At 60.3% G+C, this 15,283-nt stretch carries 12 protein-coding genes and 1 pseudogene; 9 read left to right on the top strand and 4 right to left on the bottom strand.

Annotated elements, in window-relative coordinates; all coding sequences use genetic code 11:
- From ACIQ36_RS11165 to ACIQ36_RS11150, 4 genes are all read left to right on the top strand, one after another.
- The coding region (locus ACIQ36_RS11165; protein ID WP_395829193.1) for an ABC transporter ATP-binding protein at nt 1-522 on the top strand (522 nt) is incomplete at its 5' end.
- 82 nt (nt 523-604) lie between these two features.
- Nucleotides 605-2,278, top strand: a complete 1,674-nt coding sequence (locus ACIQ36_RS11160) for a methyl-accepting chemotaxis protein (protein WP_395829191.1) — start codon at nt 605-607, stop codon at nt 2,276-2,278.
- 26 nt (nt 2,279-2,304) lie between these two features.
- Nucleotides 2,305-3,321 (top strand): MlaD family protein, encoded by a 1,017-nt coding sequence (locus tag ACIQ36_RS11155; RefSeq protein WP_395829189.1) that lies wholly within the window; start codon nt 2,305-2,307, stop codon nt 3,319-3,321.
- 1 nt (nt 3,322) lies between these two features.
- Complete coding sequence (locus ACIQ36_RS11150; RefSeq protein WP_395829187.1) at nt 3,323-3,919, top strand: membrane integrity-associated transporter subunit PqiC; 597 nt, start codon at nt 3,323-3,325, stop codon at nt 3,917-3,919.
- On the opposite strand, the gene ACIQ36_RS11145 is transcribed toward ACIQ36_RS11150, so the two are convergent.
- Nucleotides 3,916-4,569, bottom strand: coding sequence for a response regulator transcription factor (locus ACIQ36_RS11145; protein WP_395829185.1), 654 nt, complete (start codon nt 4,567-4,569; stop codon nt 3,916-3,918). The two genes, ACIQ36_RS11150 and ACIQ36_RS11145, sit on opposite strands and share 4 nt — an antisense overlap.
- A complete protein-coding gene (locus ACIQ36_RS11140) occupies nt 4,566-8,084 on the bottom strand; it encodes a NahK/ErcS family hybrid sensor histidine kinase/response regulator (RefSeq protein WP_395829183.1) in 3,519 nt (1,172 codons plus the stop codon). The genes ACIQ36_RS11145 and ACIQ36_RS11140 overlap by 4 nt, the downstream gene beginning before the upstream one ends.
- A 207-nt stretch (nt 8,085-8,291) precedes the next feature.
- Here ACIQ36_RS11140 and ACIQ36_RS11135 point away from each other — a divergent pair, with 207 nt between their 5' ends.
- The 5 genes from ACIQ36_RS11135 (at nt 8,292) to ACIQ36_RS11115 (ending at nt 13,774) form a co-directional block, all read left to right on the top strand.
- Entirely contained in the window at nt 8,292-9,386 is a 1,095-nt protein-coding gene (locus ACIQ36_RS11135) for a TRAP transporter substrate-binding protein (protein ID WP_395829181.1), read from the top strand.
- Between the two features lie 67 nt (nt 9,387-9,453).
- Nucleotides 9,454-9,990, top strand: a complete 537-nt coding sequence (locus ACIQ36_RS11130) for a TRAP transporter small permease subunit (RefSeq protein WP_395829179.1) — start codon at nt 9,454-9,456, stop codon at nt 9,988-9,990.
- A gap of 24 nt (nt 9,991-10,014) precedes the next feature.
- The gene (locus ACIQ36_RS11125) at nt 10,015-11,469 is read left to right on the top strand and encodes a TRAP transporter large permease subunit (RefSeq protein WP_395829177.1); all 1,455 of its coding nucleotides are present in this window, start codon (nt 10,015-10,017) and stop codon (nt 11,467-11,469) included.
- A 278-nt stretch (nt 11,470-11,747) separates the two neighbouring features.
- Nucleotides 11,748-12,284, top strand: a complete 537-nt coding sequence (locus ACIQ36_RS11120; protein WP_395829175.1) for a TRAP transporter small permease subunit — start codon at nt 11,748-11,750, stop codon at nt 12,282-12,284.
- A 35-nt stretch (nt 12,285-12,319) separates the two neighbouring features.
- Nucleotides 12,320-13,774 carry a TRAP transporter large permease subunit gene (locus ACIQ36_RS11115; protein WP_395829173.1) on the top strand — a complete coding sequence of 485 codons (1,455 nt, stop codon included), beginning with the start codon at nt 12,320-12,322 and terminating at the stop codon, nt 13,772-13,774.
- A gap of 2 nt (nt 13,775-13,776) precedes the next feature.
- Here the strand turns inward: ACIQ36_RS11115 and ACIQ36_RS11110 are convergent, their stop codons facing one another.
- Together ACIQ36_RS11110 and ACIQ36_RS11105 are read right to left on the bottom strand one after the other, a co-directional pair.
- Nucleotides 13,777-14,733, bottom strand: coding sequence for a branched-chain amino acid ABC transporter permease (locus ACIQ36_RS11110; RefSeq protein ID WP_395829171.1), 957 nt, complete (start codon nt 14,731-14,733; stop codon nt 13,777-13,779).
- A pseudogene (locus ACIQ36_RS11105) lies at nt 14,730-15,283 on the bottom strand (branched-chain amino acid ABC transporter permease); the annotation flags it as partial. The pseudogene ACIQ36_RS11105 and the gene ACIQ36_RS11110, both read right to left, overlap by 4 nt.

Raw genomic sequence — 15,283 nt, 5'->3', positions numbered from 1 at the left:
AGCCTCACCCGGCGCTTCGGCGTGTTGTTCCAAAGCGGCGCGCTATGGAGTTCGATGACGCTCGCCGAAAATGTCGCGCTGCCGATCCGCACCTATACCAGCCTGACCGAACCCGAGATTGAAGAATTGGTGGCGTTGAAACTCGCCCTCGTCGGCTTACGCGGGTTTGAAGATTATATGCCTGCGGAAATCTCTGGCGGAATGCGTAAGCGCGCGGGCCTTGCGCGCGCCATTGCGCTCGATCCTGATATTCTGTTTTTCGACGAACCCTCGGCGGGGCTCGACCCGATCAGCTCGAAACGGCTGGACGATCTTATTCTGGAACTGCGCGATTCGCTGGGGGCGACCGTCGTCATCGTTACCCACGAACTCGCCAGTATTTTCGCTATCGCCGATAATTCGATCTTTCTTGACGCCGAAACCCGCACGCCGATTGCGCACGGGCCGCCGAAAGCGCTGCTGGAAACCTGCACAGAGCCGCAAGTGCAAGCCTTCTTGCGCCGGGGCGTGATGAAGTCCTAACCGTGTCCGATTAAGATTTCTCAGAAAAGCCTCATATTATGCTAAAAATGCTCAACGAGCGCCCCAACCTGAGAGCAACGCGATGATTCGGCTGATCGAAAATCTTCCACTCATTTGGAAGCTCTGCGTTACTTTCATTTTGATCGCGATGGCGACAATTGCCGTGGCCGTGCTCGGTATCCTGCGGGTCGGCGCGATTCCGGTCGTGGTCGATGATCTGTTGATGGCAACAACCGAAGTGCATACGGCCGATGTGGTGATGGTCGATGTGCTCGTTATCGCCCAGCATCTCGAACATCTCGCCTCGGTCAGCGCTACCGACCGTCCCGCAATTGCGGCCCAGCTCGGTAAGGATTTGGACAAGGCAAGCCAATCCGTTGCAGCTTTGCATGCGGCTATCGGTACGCCCAGCGCGTTGGCCCCGCTGAAGGCCATCGAAACCACCTTTGGATCGATTAAAACCGAAGCGCAGGCGCTAATTAACAGTCCCGATGCTGCACGTCTCGCCAATGTGCGCAAACTCGTGCAAAGCCTGCCCGAACAGGTCAATCTGATCCAGCAACCGAACTTTACGAAATTCGGCGATAATATCGTGCGCGGCAGCGAGCTTTACAGCGACACCATCCGGGATTTATTGGCGCTAACGTTCCTCGGACTCGCCGCCTCGCTCGGGCTTGCCATTCTCGTCGCCCATCGGTTGATTTCTCAGCCGCTGACGCTGATTGCACGCGGCATGGCGGGCACGGCGGACGGCACGACCGTTGATGTCGTCGTCGATCCGGCCACGGCAAAACGCCGCGATGAAGTGGGCGTACTGGCCAAAGCCTTTATCGCCTATACCGAAACCGCCAATCAGGCCCGCATTTTCGACCGGCAAGCGCGGGAAGAGGCCGAACGCCGCCTAACTCAGCGCGCTGCGCTAGAAGAGAATGTCGTGGCCTTCGATGCCCAAACCACGACGGCGCTGGGGCGGATCAGCCAAGCCGCCGCGCTTTTGGAAACTACGGCGAACCGCCTTGCAACCTCGGCGAATGAGACAACGCAGCAATCGGGCACCGTGGCCGTCGCCTCTGGGGACGCCGCCCGCAGCGTCGATACCGTCGCCGAAGCCGCGCGCGAACTGCTGAAACTGGTCGATGAAATCCGCCAGCAGGTGCTGCATTCCACCAAAATCGCCAGCGAAGCGATGGATCAGGCCAGCCGCACCAAGGGCACCATGCAGGGGCTCGCCGACCGCACGCAGCAAATCGGCGACGTGGTGAAACTGATTACCGATATTGCCAGCCAAACCAATCTTCTGGCGCTGAACGCAACCATCGAAGCCGCCCGCGCGGGCGAGGCCGGGAAAGGCTTTGCCGTGGTGGCGACCGAGGTGAAGAATCTCGCCAGCCAAACCGCCCGATCCACCGACGAAATCAGCCAACAGATTGCCGCAATCCAAGCCGCGACCCACGAAACCCTAAGCGGCATTCAAGAAATCGCGGGAACGATTACCTCCGTCAACGATAGCGCTACCGCGATTGCCCGCGCCATCGACGAGCAAAGCACCGCCACCGCCCAAATCGTGCGCAATTCGGAAAATGCGGCCCAGGGAACCCAAAAAGTTCTCAATACGGTGGATCGGATCAACCAATCCGCCGTTGCCACCGGCAGCGGCGCGGCGGACGTGCGCACCGCCGCTCTCGAACTTTCCGAACAAGCCGAAACCCTGCGCCGCCAAGTGGATGGTTTCTTTAGTACCCTGCGCCGCGCCTGATCCATGACACGGGAAAGCTTTAAACGATGAGTAAACGCGCCAACCCGGTCGTTATCGGCGGCTTTGTTCTCGGGGCATTGGTCCTGGGCATCGGCGGCCTCACCGCCTTCGGCTCCGGGCTGTTCAGCCGTGAGGCGAAGGAAGTGGCCATCGCGCGGTTCGATGGATCGGTCAGCGGGCTTGCGGTCGGCGCGCCCGTGACGTTCCGGGGGGTACGCATCGGCCAGGTCAAAAGCATTCAGCTTCAGCTTATTCCCGACACGTTCCAGGCCCGCATTCCCGTGGAACTGGAAATCGATACCGATAAGGTTGCCTTCGTCGGCGCGGCCCGCTCGCTCTCGGAAAGCTTGAACGAGGCCATCGATAAGGGCCTGCGCGCGCAATTGCAGGTGCAAAGCTTCGTGACCGGCCTCGTGTCGGTCAATCTCGACTTCTTCCCGGCCGCCCCGCCACCCGATAAGGCCGCCGGGCAGGCGATGGAAATCCCGACGCTGCGCTCCAGCTTCGACTCACTGCTGGAAAGCGTGGGGTCCTTGCCCTTGCAGGATTTAGCGGGAACCGCTTTGGCCGTTCTGAGCAACCTCAACGATCTGCTAACCTCGCCGGAAATCAAAACCCTCCTGACTAGCGGCGCGCGCGGGGCGGAAGCCTTGGAGCAAGCCGCGACCACGGCGAAAAGTGCCATCGGCCCGCTCAGCCAGTCGCTCGAACTCACGCTCGCCGAAGCGCGCACCACGCTGCAAACCATCCAGCAGGCGACCAAAGCGACGCAAACCGACGTGTCCGGCCTGATGGGCGATTCGCGAAAATTGGCCCAAGATGCCGACAAGCAGTTACTCGCCCTCAGTGCTCAGGCGAATGCGACGCTTAAAGCCACCGAACAGGCCGTCCAAGCCGCCAATAGCCTGATCGGCCCCGCCTCGGCCCAGCGCGCCGATTTGGAGCAAGTGTTGCGCAATCTCAATTATGTCACGCGCTCGCTGCGCGGTTTTGCCGAACAGTTGGAGCGCAACCCCAATGCCCTGATTGTCGGAAAGCGATAGAATGACCCGCCTGCCTTTTTTCCTCGGCCTGATCGCCCCTGCCCTCACCGGCTGCCTAACGAGTGCGCCGCCCGCGCGCCTCTATGTGCTCGACCCGCTGGAGGTTGTGAGCCCCGCCCCGCGCCTTGATCAACGCCTTGCGCTGGGTATCGGCGCGACCCAGGTTCCCGAATATCTCGACCGCCCGGAACTGGTGGTGCGCGCGGGCAGCAATGAGGTGAGCGCGGTCGAAAGTGATCGTTGGGCCGAACGGCTGCCCGTCACCCTCTCGCGCGTGCTGACCGAAAACCTCTCGCGTCTCCTGGGCGTAGAAGCCCAATTGCTGCAATCGGGCCGCGCCGTGGGGCATCTCGATTACGAAATCTACCTCGATATCACGCGCTTCGAAATCGCGCCCGATGGCAGCGCCGCCTTGGGCGGGCGCTGGATTATCATTGATGCAAATAGCCGCGCCGAAGTGGCCTCGGCCCGCCTCTCACGGCAAGAGAAGGGCAGTGGCGCGGGCTTTCCGGCGGCGGTCGCCAGTATGAACCGCGCGATTTCCGCCGTCAGCCAAGAGATTGCCGCGCGCCTGCGCACGCTTCCGGCGCGCGGTTAACCCGCCGAAGGCGACAGCCGGTTTAACACCAAGGCCGCCTGAGTGCGACTGACGACGCCAAGCTTGCGGAAAATCTGACTGGCGTGGGCCTTCACCGTTTGCTCGGCGATCCCCAATTCAAAACAGATTTGCTTATTGAGTTTGCCCTCCCCGATCATCGCCAGCACGCGCAACTGCTGCGGCGAGAGCGTGGCGAGGCGGCGATACAGGTCGCGGTCGTCGGCATCTACCGGGGCTTCGACGCCCTCGGACGTAAGCCCCACAAGGTCGCCGCGCAAGACCGCGTCAATCGTGGCCTGGATCGTCTCGACCGAGGCCGATTTCGGAATGAAGGCCGCCGCCCCGAACGCCAGCGCACGCCGCACCGTTTCCGCATCCTCCTGCGCCGAGACCACGGCGACCGGCACCGTCGGCGCATGGGCGCGCAGGAGCATCAACCCCATCAAGCCATTGCTACCGGGCATCGTCAGGTCGAGCAGGACCAGATCCACCTCGTCACCAGATGGGTCAATGGACGCAAGGACAGCCATTGCGCTTTCAAAATCCGCCGCTTCCAGAAGCTCGGCCTCGGGCCAGCGGCGGCGCAAGGTTTCGCTGAGGGCGGCGCGCACCAGCGGGTGATCGTCGGCAATCAGGAAACGCGGTGTCACTTAGGGGCATCCTCCGCTTGAGCGGCCAGGGCACTGAGATAACTGCGCAAAGCCGCAGGGCGCAAGGGCTTATACAAAAGTTGAATCCCGGCGGCTTGGGTTTGTTGGCGCAGGGCGGGCGATCGGTCCGCTGTCAGCAGCAGCCGGGCGACGGGGTTCGACGCTGTCGACAGGCTTTCGAGCAGGGCGAGACCGTCGATCTCGGCTTCCAGATGGTAGTCGGCGATCACCAGGGCCGGGGGCGCCGCCGCCCAGGTCGCGCGCGCTTCGGCAGGGGTTGCCGCCGTGCGCACGCTACACCCCCAGCCTTCCAGCAAAACCCGCATTCCGGCCAGAATCGCGGCGTCATTATCGACGCAGAGAATGGATAGGCCGGGGTGCGCCGGTTGCCGGGCCGCCGCTGGCGCTACCGGCGGCGGCGTGGGCGTTAGGGCGCGCGGCACGGTTACGGCGAAGCAGGAACCGCGCCCCGGCCAGGAACGAACGCTAATCGGGTGATCGAGCCCGCGCGCGATGCGATCTACAATCGCAAGCCCCAAACCGAGCCCCGCCCTTCCATCGTCGGCACTGGGGGCAAGGCGGCGAAACTCTTCGAAAATCTCCTGCTGGCGGGTTTCGGGAATGCCGATCCCGGTATCCCAAACCTCAATCCGCACCTTATCGCCTTGGGATCGGCAGCCGAGCAACAGGCTGCCGCGCGACGTGTAGCGCACGGCATTGGTCAGGAAATTCTGCACGATCCGCCGCAGTAAATCGGGATCGGTCTGCACCCGCGCCGCCGTCGGCACGAAGCGCACGCGCAAGGGGCGATGGGCGGGCCGGTCGGCGGCCAGCGTTGTGACTTCGACCGCCAGCCGCTCCAGCAGCGGCCCCAGGGCGAAATCGCGCTTCTGCGCCCGCATCGCCCCGGCTTCCAGCGCCGAAATATCCAGCAATGCCGCCAGCAATTGTTCGACCGACTGCAAGGAGGCGGCGATATGCTGGACCATTTCTTGGCCCGCCGCCGCATTGCCGTCCTGAAGCCGCTCCCCCAGTGCCGTGGTGAACAGGCGGGCGGCATTGAGCGGCTGCATCAAATCGTGGCTGGCCGCCGCAAGAAAACTGGTTTTGCTGGAATTGGCGCGCTCCGCCTCGGCTTTAGCGGCTTGCAGCGCCTCCGTGCGCTCGCGCACCCGTGCTTCAAGGGTCTCATTGATCTCCTTGAGACGCGCCGCCGCTAGATGCCGTTCGGTAATATCGGTATAGGTCGTCACATAGCCGCCGCCGGGCATCTGATCGGTGAGCATTTCGATCACGGTGCCGTCGGGGCGGCTGCGCTCGTGGCGGTAGGGCCATTCTTCGATATCATCAAAGCGGTTGACCAGCAGCGCATCGATATCGCCCGCCGCATAGTCCCGCCGCGCGGCGTTGAAGCGCACGAGTTCCGCCATCGGCACGCCGACGCGCACCAGATTGGGCGGGAAATCCAACAGATCGAGAAAGCGCCGGTTCCACATCAGCACGGTCAAATCCCGGTCGAGGACGCAGATTCCCTGGCGCACGCTGTCGATGGTGCCGCGCAGCAGATCGGCCTGACTGCGAATCACTTCCGACGCCTGATCGAGCATCTGCCGTGCATCGCCGCGTGACAGCCCCCGCCGCTTCAGCGACGCCCCCATTACGACCCGCGCCGAGGCCGACCCAATCGCCCCCGCCAGCAGATGTTCGGTGAAACGGACGGCTTCGAGATCGGCGAGCCCTTCCCGGTAGAAGGGCTCCGCCTCGCCATAGCGTGCGGCGATGAAGCGGTCGAACGCCTCGCCCCCCGCCTCCTCACCCAAGTAGCGCGTGGCTATCGCGCGCAGATCGGTCAGCCGCGTCAGCACCGACCAGAGGCGCGGGCGCAGTGGCTCGGGGTTCGGCACCGCGTCCACATAGGCTTTTGCCTGGGCTTGCTCCACGACAGACGGTCGGGTGAACCCTGAAACCAAAATATAGAAAACGAGATTCGCCAGCAGGCTCCAGAAGGTCGCGTGGGAAATCGCGTCAAACTCGGCGAAGCCGAACAGCGCATGGGCCGATAGAAACTCCAGCCCCCACGGCCCCGCCTGCAAAAAGGCGAAATCGACGCGCCGCAGCACCATAATCGCCGGAAGCAGCAGCGTGTAGGCCCAAATGAACAGCCCGGCGGTAATCCCGGCCACGGCCCCCGCCCGCGTCGCCCGCCGCCAATAGAGCGCCCCCAAAAACGCCGGGCCGAACTGGGCGACCGCAACGAAGGACATGAGCCCAATCGTGGTGAGTGCATAATTCTCGCCAATCAGCCGATAGGTGAGAAACGCCAGCAGCAGAATGACCACAATCGCGGCACGGCGGATGAACAGCAGAACCCGCGTTAAATCGCGCTCCTGCCGAAACGCCGCCCGGCGCAGCAGCAACGGCATCACCACATCATTGCAAACCATCGTGCTGAGGGCGACGACGGTGATGATCACCATCCCCGTCCCCGCCGAAAGCCCACCGATGAAAGCCAGCAGCGCCATTTCCGGCGACCCCAGCCGTAGCGGCAGGGCCAGAACGAAAGTATCCGGGTTCAGCGTGCCCTGCCCCACCAACAACAGGCCCGACAAGGCAATGGGAACAATGAACAGCGAGAAGACGAGCAGATAGGCGGGAAAAATCCACGCAGCTTGGCGCAAATGGCGGCTATCCTCATTCTCCACCATCAGCACGTGGAACTTATGCGGCATGCAGAAGAAGGCAAAAAACGCGATAACCGTATTGCTCACCCAGGTTGGGGCGAGCAAATCAAGATCGAGCAGCCGCGCCAATTCCGGCTGCCGCGCTGCGATCTGAAACAGTTCCACCGGCCCTTCGGGCAGGCGCATGACGATGAACAGCGCCACCGCAATAAAGGCCGCGAGCTTGACGAGACTTTCGAACACAATCGCCAGCAACAGGCCGCGATGCCGCTCGCTGGCATGAATATGGCGCACGCCGAAGAGAATCGAAAAAACCGCCATCGCCACCGTAACGGCAAAGGCGGTGTCGGACCAAATCGGATCGGACGGCAGTGCTCCCTGTCCCGTCAACCCATCGAAACTGCTGCCCAGGGCTTTTAATTGCAGCGCGATATAGGGCAAGAGACTAACCAGCGCCGTCAGCGTGACCAGCGCCGCGAGCCCCTGGCTTTTGCCGTAGCGCCCGGCCAGAAAATCGGCAATTGAGGTGATGTTCTGCGCTTTCACCACCGTAATCGCCTTGCGCAACATGCGCCGACCGAACAGCAGAACGAGCGTCGGCCCCAGATAGATCGGCAGAAAGTCGAACCCGCCGGTTGAGGCACGCCCGACCGAGCCGTAAAAGCTCCACGTTGTCGTATAAATCGTCAGCGTCAGCGCAAAGAAGACGCCGCTGCGCCACAGAAACGGCAAGGGCGGACGGCCCAGCGCCGCCTGCCGGTCGCCATACCAGGCAATGCCGAACAGTAGGGCGATATAGGCCGCCGAAACCGCTATGACGACCCAAGCTTCCACGCGCACCCCTCTCCTGATGTGTAGTGCGAGCCTTGCCCCCTACGAAGGTAGCTCTCCCGCTTTTAACCCAAAAGCCTATCTTCGCGGCAACGAACCGATACAGCGTTATAAAAAAACCGTCGGACGATTGGGGAGGGGCCTTAACAGTTCGGTTCGAGAACGAACGCGCCTACCCGTCCTGCCGACCTTTAGGTTGAGGGGATATTCATGGAACGTCGTGCGTTTTTAAAGACCGCCGGGATTGGTGCCGCCGCCACCACGATTGCGGCACCGGCCATCGCGCAATCCCAGCCCGAAATTAAATGGCGTCTCGCCTCCAGCTTCCCGAAAAGCCTGGATACGATCTACGGCGGGGCCGAAACCATTGCCCAGCGCGTTTCGGCGGCCACGGGCGGTAAATTCCAAATTCGCGTTTTCGCCGCAGGCGAACTCGTTCCCGGTTTGCAGGTGCTGGACGCGGTCCAGGCCGGAACCGTCGAAATGGGCCATACGGCGATGTATTACTACGTCGGCAAAGACCCGACGTTCGCCTTCGAAGCCACCATTCCCTTCGGCCTCAATACCCGCCAGCATCTCGCCTGGATGTATCAGGGCGGCGGGAAGGAACTCGTCGGCGAGTTTTTGAAAGATTATAATATCGTCAGCTTCCCGGCGGGCCAAACCGGCGCGCAGATGGGCGGCTGGTACCGCAAGGAAATCAAAACCCCCGCCGATCTCAACGGCCTGAAAATGCGCATCGGCGGCCTTGCCGGTCAAGTTCTCGCCAAACTGGGCGGCGTACCGCAGCAGATTGCAGGCGGTGACATTTATCCCGCCCTGGAAAAAGGCACAATTGACGCGGCCGAGTGGGTTGGCCCCTATGATGATGAGAAACTGGGGTTCTATAAGGTCGCAAAATACTATTATTATCCCGGTTGGTGGGAAGGAGGGTTGAATCTGTCGGCGATCGTGAACCGCGAGCAATTAGAAGCGCTCCCGAAAGAGTATCGGGCTATTCTAGAAGCCGCGTGCTACGAGGCCAGCATTGCCATGATGACCAAGTATGACGCGCAAAATCCGACCGCCCTGAAGCGGTTGATTGGCTCGGGTGCGGTGCTTCGTCCCTTCTCGCGGGAAGTTCTTCAGGCGGCCCACAAGGCTTCCTACGAACTCTACGACGAGTTGGCGAAAACCAATCCGAAATGGAAGAAAATCTACGAACCGTGGAAGGCCTTCCGTGACGATCAGTACCTGTGGTTCCGGGTGGCAGAAACGACCTTCGATAACTTCACCTTCACGGCGGGCGCCCAGCGCACCCCGTAAGGCAGGCAAAAACAGGGGAAGCAAGATTAACCTCTTGTTTCCCCAAAACAAAAAGTGAGGGGGGCTTATGGGAGCTTTACTATCCCTCAGTCGGTTAATCGACCGGCTGAACGAATTCGTTGGCGGAAGCATTAAGTGGTTTCTGCTGGTCGCCGTCATCGTTTGTACGGTGAATGCGCTCATCCGCTATCTCTTCGATAATAGTTCGAACGCTTGGCTGGAACTGCAATGGTATCTCTTCGCGGCAGTGTTTCTGCCGGGGGCGGGCTATACGCTGCTGCGGAACGAACATGTTCGGATCGACGTGATCGTTGGTCGCTTTAGCCCGCAGGCGCGGGCGAAGGTCGAAATCTTCGGAACGCTGTTTTTCCTGCTGCCGGTCGTGCTGCTGATTCTCTATCTGTCGTTCCCGATGGTGTGGGATTCGTTCATCCACAGCGAAATGTCCAGCAATGCGGGCGGCCTTATCCGCTGGCCGGCGAAAGTGCTGATCCCCATCGGCTTTACGCTATTGGCGCTGCAAGGATTCTCGGAACTCATCAAGCGCGTTGCGTTCTTGCAAGGCTTGATCCCCGATCCCGGCGAAAAACGTGGCCACCACTGAGCAGCGGCGAGCGAGTAACATCCAATGACACAATTTTTGATTGAAAACATGGCGCCGCTTATGTTTTGCGGCCTCATTTTGTTTTTGCTGCTCGGCTATCCGGTTGCTTTTGCACTGGGGGCCAATGGGCTTTTGTTCGGTCTTTTGGCCATTGAACTTGGCCTGATTCAGATCCAACTCCTCCAAGCCCTGCCTGAACGTATTTTCGGGATCATGACCAACGATACGCTGTTGGCGATTCCCTTCTTTACCTTCATGGGGCTGATTCTGGAGCGCTCCGGAATGGCGGAAGATTTGCTGGACACCATCGGGCAATTGTTCGGACCCATCCGGGGCGGCCTTGCGTATGCGGTCATCTTCGTCGGCGCGTTGCTTGCGGCAACCACCGGTGTGGTCGCGGCGTCGGTGATCTCGATGGGCCTGATCTCGCTGCCGATCATGCTGCGGTATGGGTATGACCGCCGCGTTGCCTCCGGCGTTATTGCGGCGTCGGGGACGCTAGCGCAAATCATTCCCCCCTCCCTCGTGCTCATCATCATGGCCGACCAATTGGGCCGGTCTGTCGGCGATATGTATGAAGGGGCGTTTCTGCCGGGCTTGATGCTGAGCGCCATGTACGCCGGTTTCATCTTCCTGATTTCGATTATAAAGCCAAACTTTGTTCCGGCGCTGCCGAAAGAAGCGCGGACCCTGCGCGGCATGCAACTGTTCAGCCGCGCGATGATTTCGCTGGTTCCGCCGCTGGTTTTGATCTTCCTCGTGCTCGGCACCATCTTTCTTGGGATTGCAACCCCCACGGAAGGCGGCGGCATGGGCGCTGCGGGCGCGATGATCCTCGCCCTGATGAAGCGCAAGCTGAGTTGGAGCCTTGTCAAACAGGCGATGGATTCCACCACGAAGCTTTCGTCTTTCGTTATGTTCATCCTCATCGGCTCCACTGTTTTCGGCCTAACCTTCCGGGGCGTGAACGGCGATTTGTGGGTCGAACATCTACTGACAAGCCTGCCGGGCGGCCAAGTCGGCTTCTTGATTGCAGTGAATATCCTCTTCTTCGTGCTGGCTTTCTTCCTCGACTTCTTCGAGTTGGCCTTCATTTTGGTGCCGCTGGTCGGCCCGGTGGCGGACAAGCTTGGGATCGATCTGATTTGGTTTGGCGTGCTCTTGGGCGTGAACATGCAAACCTCCTTCATGCATCCGCCGTTCGGGTTTGCGCTGTTCTTCCTCAGGTCGGTCGCGCCAGAGAAAGCATACAAGGATAAGGTCACGGGTAAGACGATGGCCCCAATCACCACCCAGCAGATCTACTGGGGGGCGGTGCCCTACGTCATCATCCAGATCATCATGGTCGCTATTCTCATCTTCTGGCCGGGGTTGGTGTTGGATTCCGTGCATGGGGCGGCGAAATTCGATCCGAGTACGATCCAGATCGAACTTCCGCCCATGGATCAGGGCGAACCTGAGGTGATCGAGTTCAAGTAACACGCCTTCCTAACCTATTTTCCTTCTGCCGCCTCGGTTCTCACGGATCGGGGCGGTTTGCATTTCGAAGATATGGAAACAGCCTACTGTTATGTCAACCAGTACGAAAGTTTTTTAATTTTGATATTAAAAATTTTTTTAGAATATAAATATATGCCCACTCGTATATCCAACAGGCTTGGCCCGATGGGATTGCGGTCGGCGCGCCCACCGCGTCGTTGCGTCACTGAGCGATAAAGAGGCGAAGCCCTCTAGCGTTCAAAAAAAGGAGGGAGGATATGTCCGCTATAATTTTTCTAAGTCGCTGCATCGACCAATTAAATGAGCGAGTTGGAAAAGCCGTTTATTGGCTTCTTTTAATTGCTGTTATAGTTTGTACCGTTAACGCCCTTGTTCGATACAGCTTGGATATGAGTTCCAATGCCTGGTTAGAACTTCAATGGTATCTATTCTCGGGTATATTCTTACCTGCGGCTGGATATACGCTGCTTCGGAATGAGCATATCCGAATTGATGTTGTTTCTGGGCGCTTCGGCCCCCGCGCGCGGGCCTGGATCGATATCGTCGGCACAATCGTCTTTCTGCTTCCGGTCACGGTGATCGTTTTCTGGCTCTCTTTGCCTATAGCCTGGGATTCGTTTGCCAATACCGAAATGTCCAGCAACGCCGGCGGGCTGCTCCGCTGGCCCGTAAAGATCATGATCCCGATTGGCTTTTTGCTTCTGTCATTGCAGGGGGTATCAGAACTCATCAAGCGTGCGGCCTTTTTAGGGGGAATGCTCCCAGATCCAGGAGAACGGCGGGGTCACGCCTAACCCTTCCAAACCTTTAAACTGGAGCATTCGCTATCATGACTCAGCTTATCATCGAGAATATGGCCCCCCTCATGTTCGGGGGACTGGTCTTATTCTTGCTGCTCGGATACCCGGTTGCCTTTGCCCTGGGGGCAAATGGGTTGTTATTTGGCTTCCTTGCCATCGAATTGGGGATGATTCCCCCTCAACTCCTGCAAGCAATCCCCGAACGTATTTTCGGGATTATGTCCAATGACACACTTCTCGCCATTCCCTTCTTTACCTTTATGGGATTGATCTTGGAACGATCGGGGATGGCCGAAGACCTACTGGATACGATCGGGCAACTTTTCGGAACAATCCGGGGGGGATTAGCCTATGCGGTGATTTTCGTTGGAGCCCTTCTTGCGGCCACAACGGGCGTCGTTGCAGCCTCGGTTATTTCGATGGGGCTCATTTCGTTACCGATCATGCTGCGGTACGGCTACAACCGTAGCCTTGCGACCGGCGTTATCGCGGCCTCTGGGACGCTGGCCCAGATTATTCCGCCCTCCCTTGTTCTGATCGTTATGGCGGATCAGCTGGGCCGGTCGGTGGGCGATATGTATGAGGGCGCGCTTTTCCCCGGCCTCATGCTCGTGGCCATTTATGCCGGTTACGTTTTCGTGGTCACGTTGATCAATCCGCAAGCCGCCCCGGCGCTACCGCCCGAAGCGCGAAGCCTGCGGGGGACCGACCTGCTGAAACGGGTCCTTATCTCGCTGATGCCGCCCTTGGTGCTCATTTTCCTCGTGCTGGGCACAATCTTCTTAGGGATCGCCACGCCCACGGAAGGCGGCGGCATGGGCGCTGCGGGCGCGCTGATTCTGGCTCTAATGAAGCGTAAACTGGGCTTCGCCCTCCTGCGCGAAGCCATGGACAAATCGGCAAAACTTTCGACCTTCGTTATGTTCATCCTGATCGGCTCCACCATCTTCGGTCTGGTGTTCCGGGCTGTGGACGGGGACATCTGGGTCGAACATTTGCTAACCAGCCTGCCGGGCGGGACGGTTGGGTTCCTGTTCGCCGTAAACTTGCTGTTTTTTGCGCTCGGCTTCTTTCTCGATTTCTTCGAGATTGCCTTCATCCTCGTGCCCCTCGTGGCCCCGGTTGCCGAGAAAATGGGGATCGATCTCGTTTGGTTCGGCGTCATGCTCAGCATGAACTTGCAGACATCCTTCCTAACCCCGCCCTTCGGCTTTGCGCTGTTTTACTTGCGCTCTGTGGCCACTAATAAGGAGTATAAGGATTCCGTAACGGGACGACGGATTGCACCGATTACAACGGCGCAAATCTATCGCGGTTCGATTGCGTTCATCATACTTCAGGCCATCATGGTTCTGATCGTCGCGTTTTGGCCTGAGCTGGTCCTGAGCAATATTCAGGGGGCGGCCAAATTCGACCCGAGCACAATTCAAATCGATGTGCCGCAAATGGACTATGGCGACCCACCGCCCGTTGAGTTCAAGTAATCCTATTCCGCCCGCCCCGGCACTTGCTCGGGGCGGGTTTTTTTAGGGGCAAACAGCGCCAAGAGACCTTGCGGGGCAAATAATACAATCGCCATCAAGGCTACTCCCAACCCCGCGCCCCAATAGGCCGGGTGCCAGGCCGAAAAAACCTCGCGCAATACCCCATAGAGCACCGGCCCCAAGAGCGCGCCATAGCGCCGCCCAACCCCGCCCAGAATCAGCATCACCAGCAGATCGGCGGAGCGGTGAAAGCTGAAAACCTCAACGGACACAAACTGCGTCGTCTGGGTCAGCAGCCCGCCCGCGAGCCCGGCGAGCGCACCGGAAATCCCATAAGCCGTGCGCACGCGCGCCGTTTGGGAAATCCCCAAAGCTTGCAGGCGTATCGGATTATCGTGCAGCGCCCGCAAGCTCACCCCAAAGGGCGCGGCTTCCAGACGGCCGATCCCCCAAAACGCACCGGCCAGCAGCGTGACCGCATACCAATAGGCGGTTTTTCCCCACAGATCGAAGCTGAATAGCCCCAGGAGCGGCGCGGTTTCGACCCCAGAAAGCCCGTCGTCGCCGCCCGTAAGGCCCGGCAGGCGCAGCGCGGCTTCGTGCAGCAGCAGCCCGAGCCCGAGCGTGACCATGAGCGCGGCCAGCCCGCGCAGCCGCCCGAGGACCGCCCCGGCGAGACTCCCCGCGAGCAGGCCGACCATCCCCGCCGTCGCAAGGCCCGTCAGCGGCTCGCTCCATCCCGCCCGCGCCAGCAGCCCGGCGGTATAGGCGCCAAGCCCGAAGAAGGCGGTATGCCCGAGGGAGAGTAATCCCCCAAGCCCGACCAAAACATGCAGCGACAGCGCAAACAGCGCCAGAATCGCAAGATGGGTCGCCAGCGCCAGATGATTGGGGAGTCCCCAGAAAATGGCGGCCGCGACCGCCACCCACGCCAGCGGCTCCAACCCCGCCCGCCTCATCCGCGTTGCCCCGCGAAGAGGCCGCCGGGCCAGCGCAAAAGTAGACCAACCATTAGCGCGTAAATCAGAAAACCGCCCGCCTCCGGCACATAATATTTTCCGAACACATCGAGCACCCCAAGGCCCAAGGCCGCGATCAGCGGTCCGCCCAGGGAGCCCAAACCGCCGACCGACACGATTATGAGATAGAAGGTGAGATATTTCAGCGGAAACGCCGGATCGAGCCCAACCAGCGGCACGCTGAGCACGCCGCCCAACCCGGCAAGCCCGGTTCCGAGCGCAAACGTCGCGGCAAAGAGGCGGTTAACCGGAACGCCCATACCGCGCGCCACCTCCGGCAAATCCACGGCAGCCCGCAACCGCGCCCCCCAGCGCGTTCGCACGAGGCCAAGCTGAAGCAACAGAATCACCGTCCCGCCCAGGAGGAGCAGAAACAGCCGGTAGCGCCCAAGATCGACGCCGAAAACGCTCATTTGCCCCGTCAAAACCGCCGGAAGCGGCAAACTCTGCTGCCCCCCGCCCCAAACGGCGGTGATCCCGGCGATCACCA

Origin of the sequence: Elstera sp. (assembly GCF_044372965.1) — a bacterium.
In the GTDB taxonomy this organism is placed as follows: Bacteria; Pseudomonadota; Alphaproteobacteria; order Elsterales; family Elsteraceae; genus Elstera.
The sequence above is the reverse complement of the archived record's forward strand: the minus strand, read 5'-3'. Positions and strand labels throughout refer to the sequence as shown.

Bases quoted from the DNA above. Each gene is read 5' to 3' on its own strand.
- ACIQ36_RS11155 (WP_395829189.1), top strand. From the start codon at position 2,305: ATGAGTAAACGCGCCAACCCGGTCGTTATCGGCGGCTTTGTTCTCGGG.
- ACIQ36_RS11150 (WP_395829187.1), top strand. From the start codon at position 3,323: ATGACCCGCCTGCCTTTTTTCCTCGGCCTGATCGCCCCTGCCCTCACC.
- ACIQ36_RS11120 (WP_395829175.1), top strand. From the start codon at position 11,748: ATGTCCGCTATAATTTTTCTAAGTCGCTGCATCGACCAATTAAATGAG.
- ACIQ36_RS11110 (WP_395829171.1), bottom strand. From the start codon at position 14,733: ATGAGGCGGGCGGGGTTGGAGCCGCTGGCGTGGGTGGCGGTCGCGGCC.
- ACIQ36_RS11125 (WP_395829177.1), top strand. From the start codon at position 10,015: ATGACACAATTTTTGATTGAAAACATGGCGCCGCTTATGTTTTGCGGC.
- ACIQ36_RS11115 (WP_395829173.1), top strand. From the start codon at position 12,320: ATGACTCAGCTTATCATCGAGAATATGGCCCCCCTCATGTTCGGGGGA.
- ACIQ36_RS11130 (WP_395829179.1), top strand. From the start codon at position 9,454: ATGGGAGCTTTACTATCCCTCAGTCGGTTAATCGACCGGCTGAACGAA.
- ACIQ36_RS11135 (WP_395829181.1), top strand. From the start codon at position 8,292: ATGGAACGTCGTGCGTTTTTAAAGACCGCCGGGATTGGTGCCGCCGCC.
- ACIQ36_RS11160 (WP_395829191.1), top strand. From the start codon at position 605: ATGATTCGGCTGATCGAAAATCTTCCACTCATTTGGAAGCTCTGCGTT.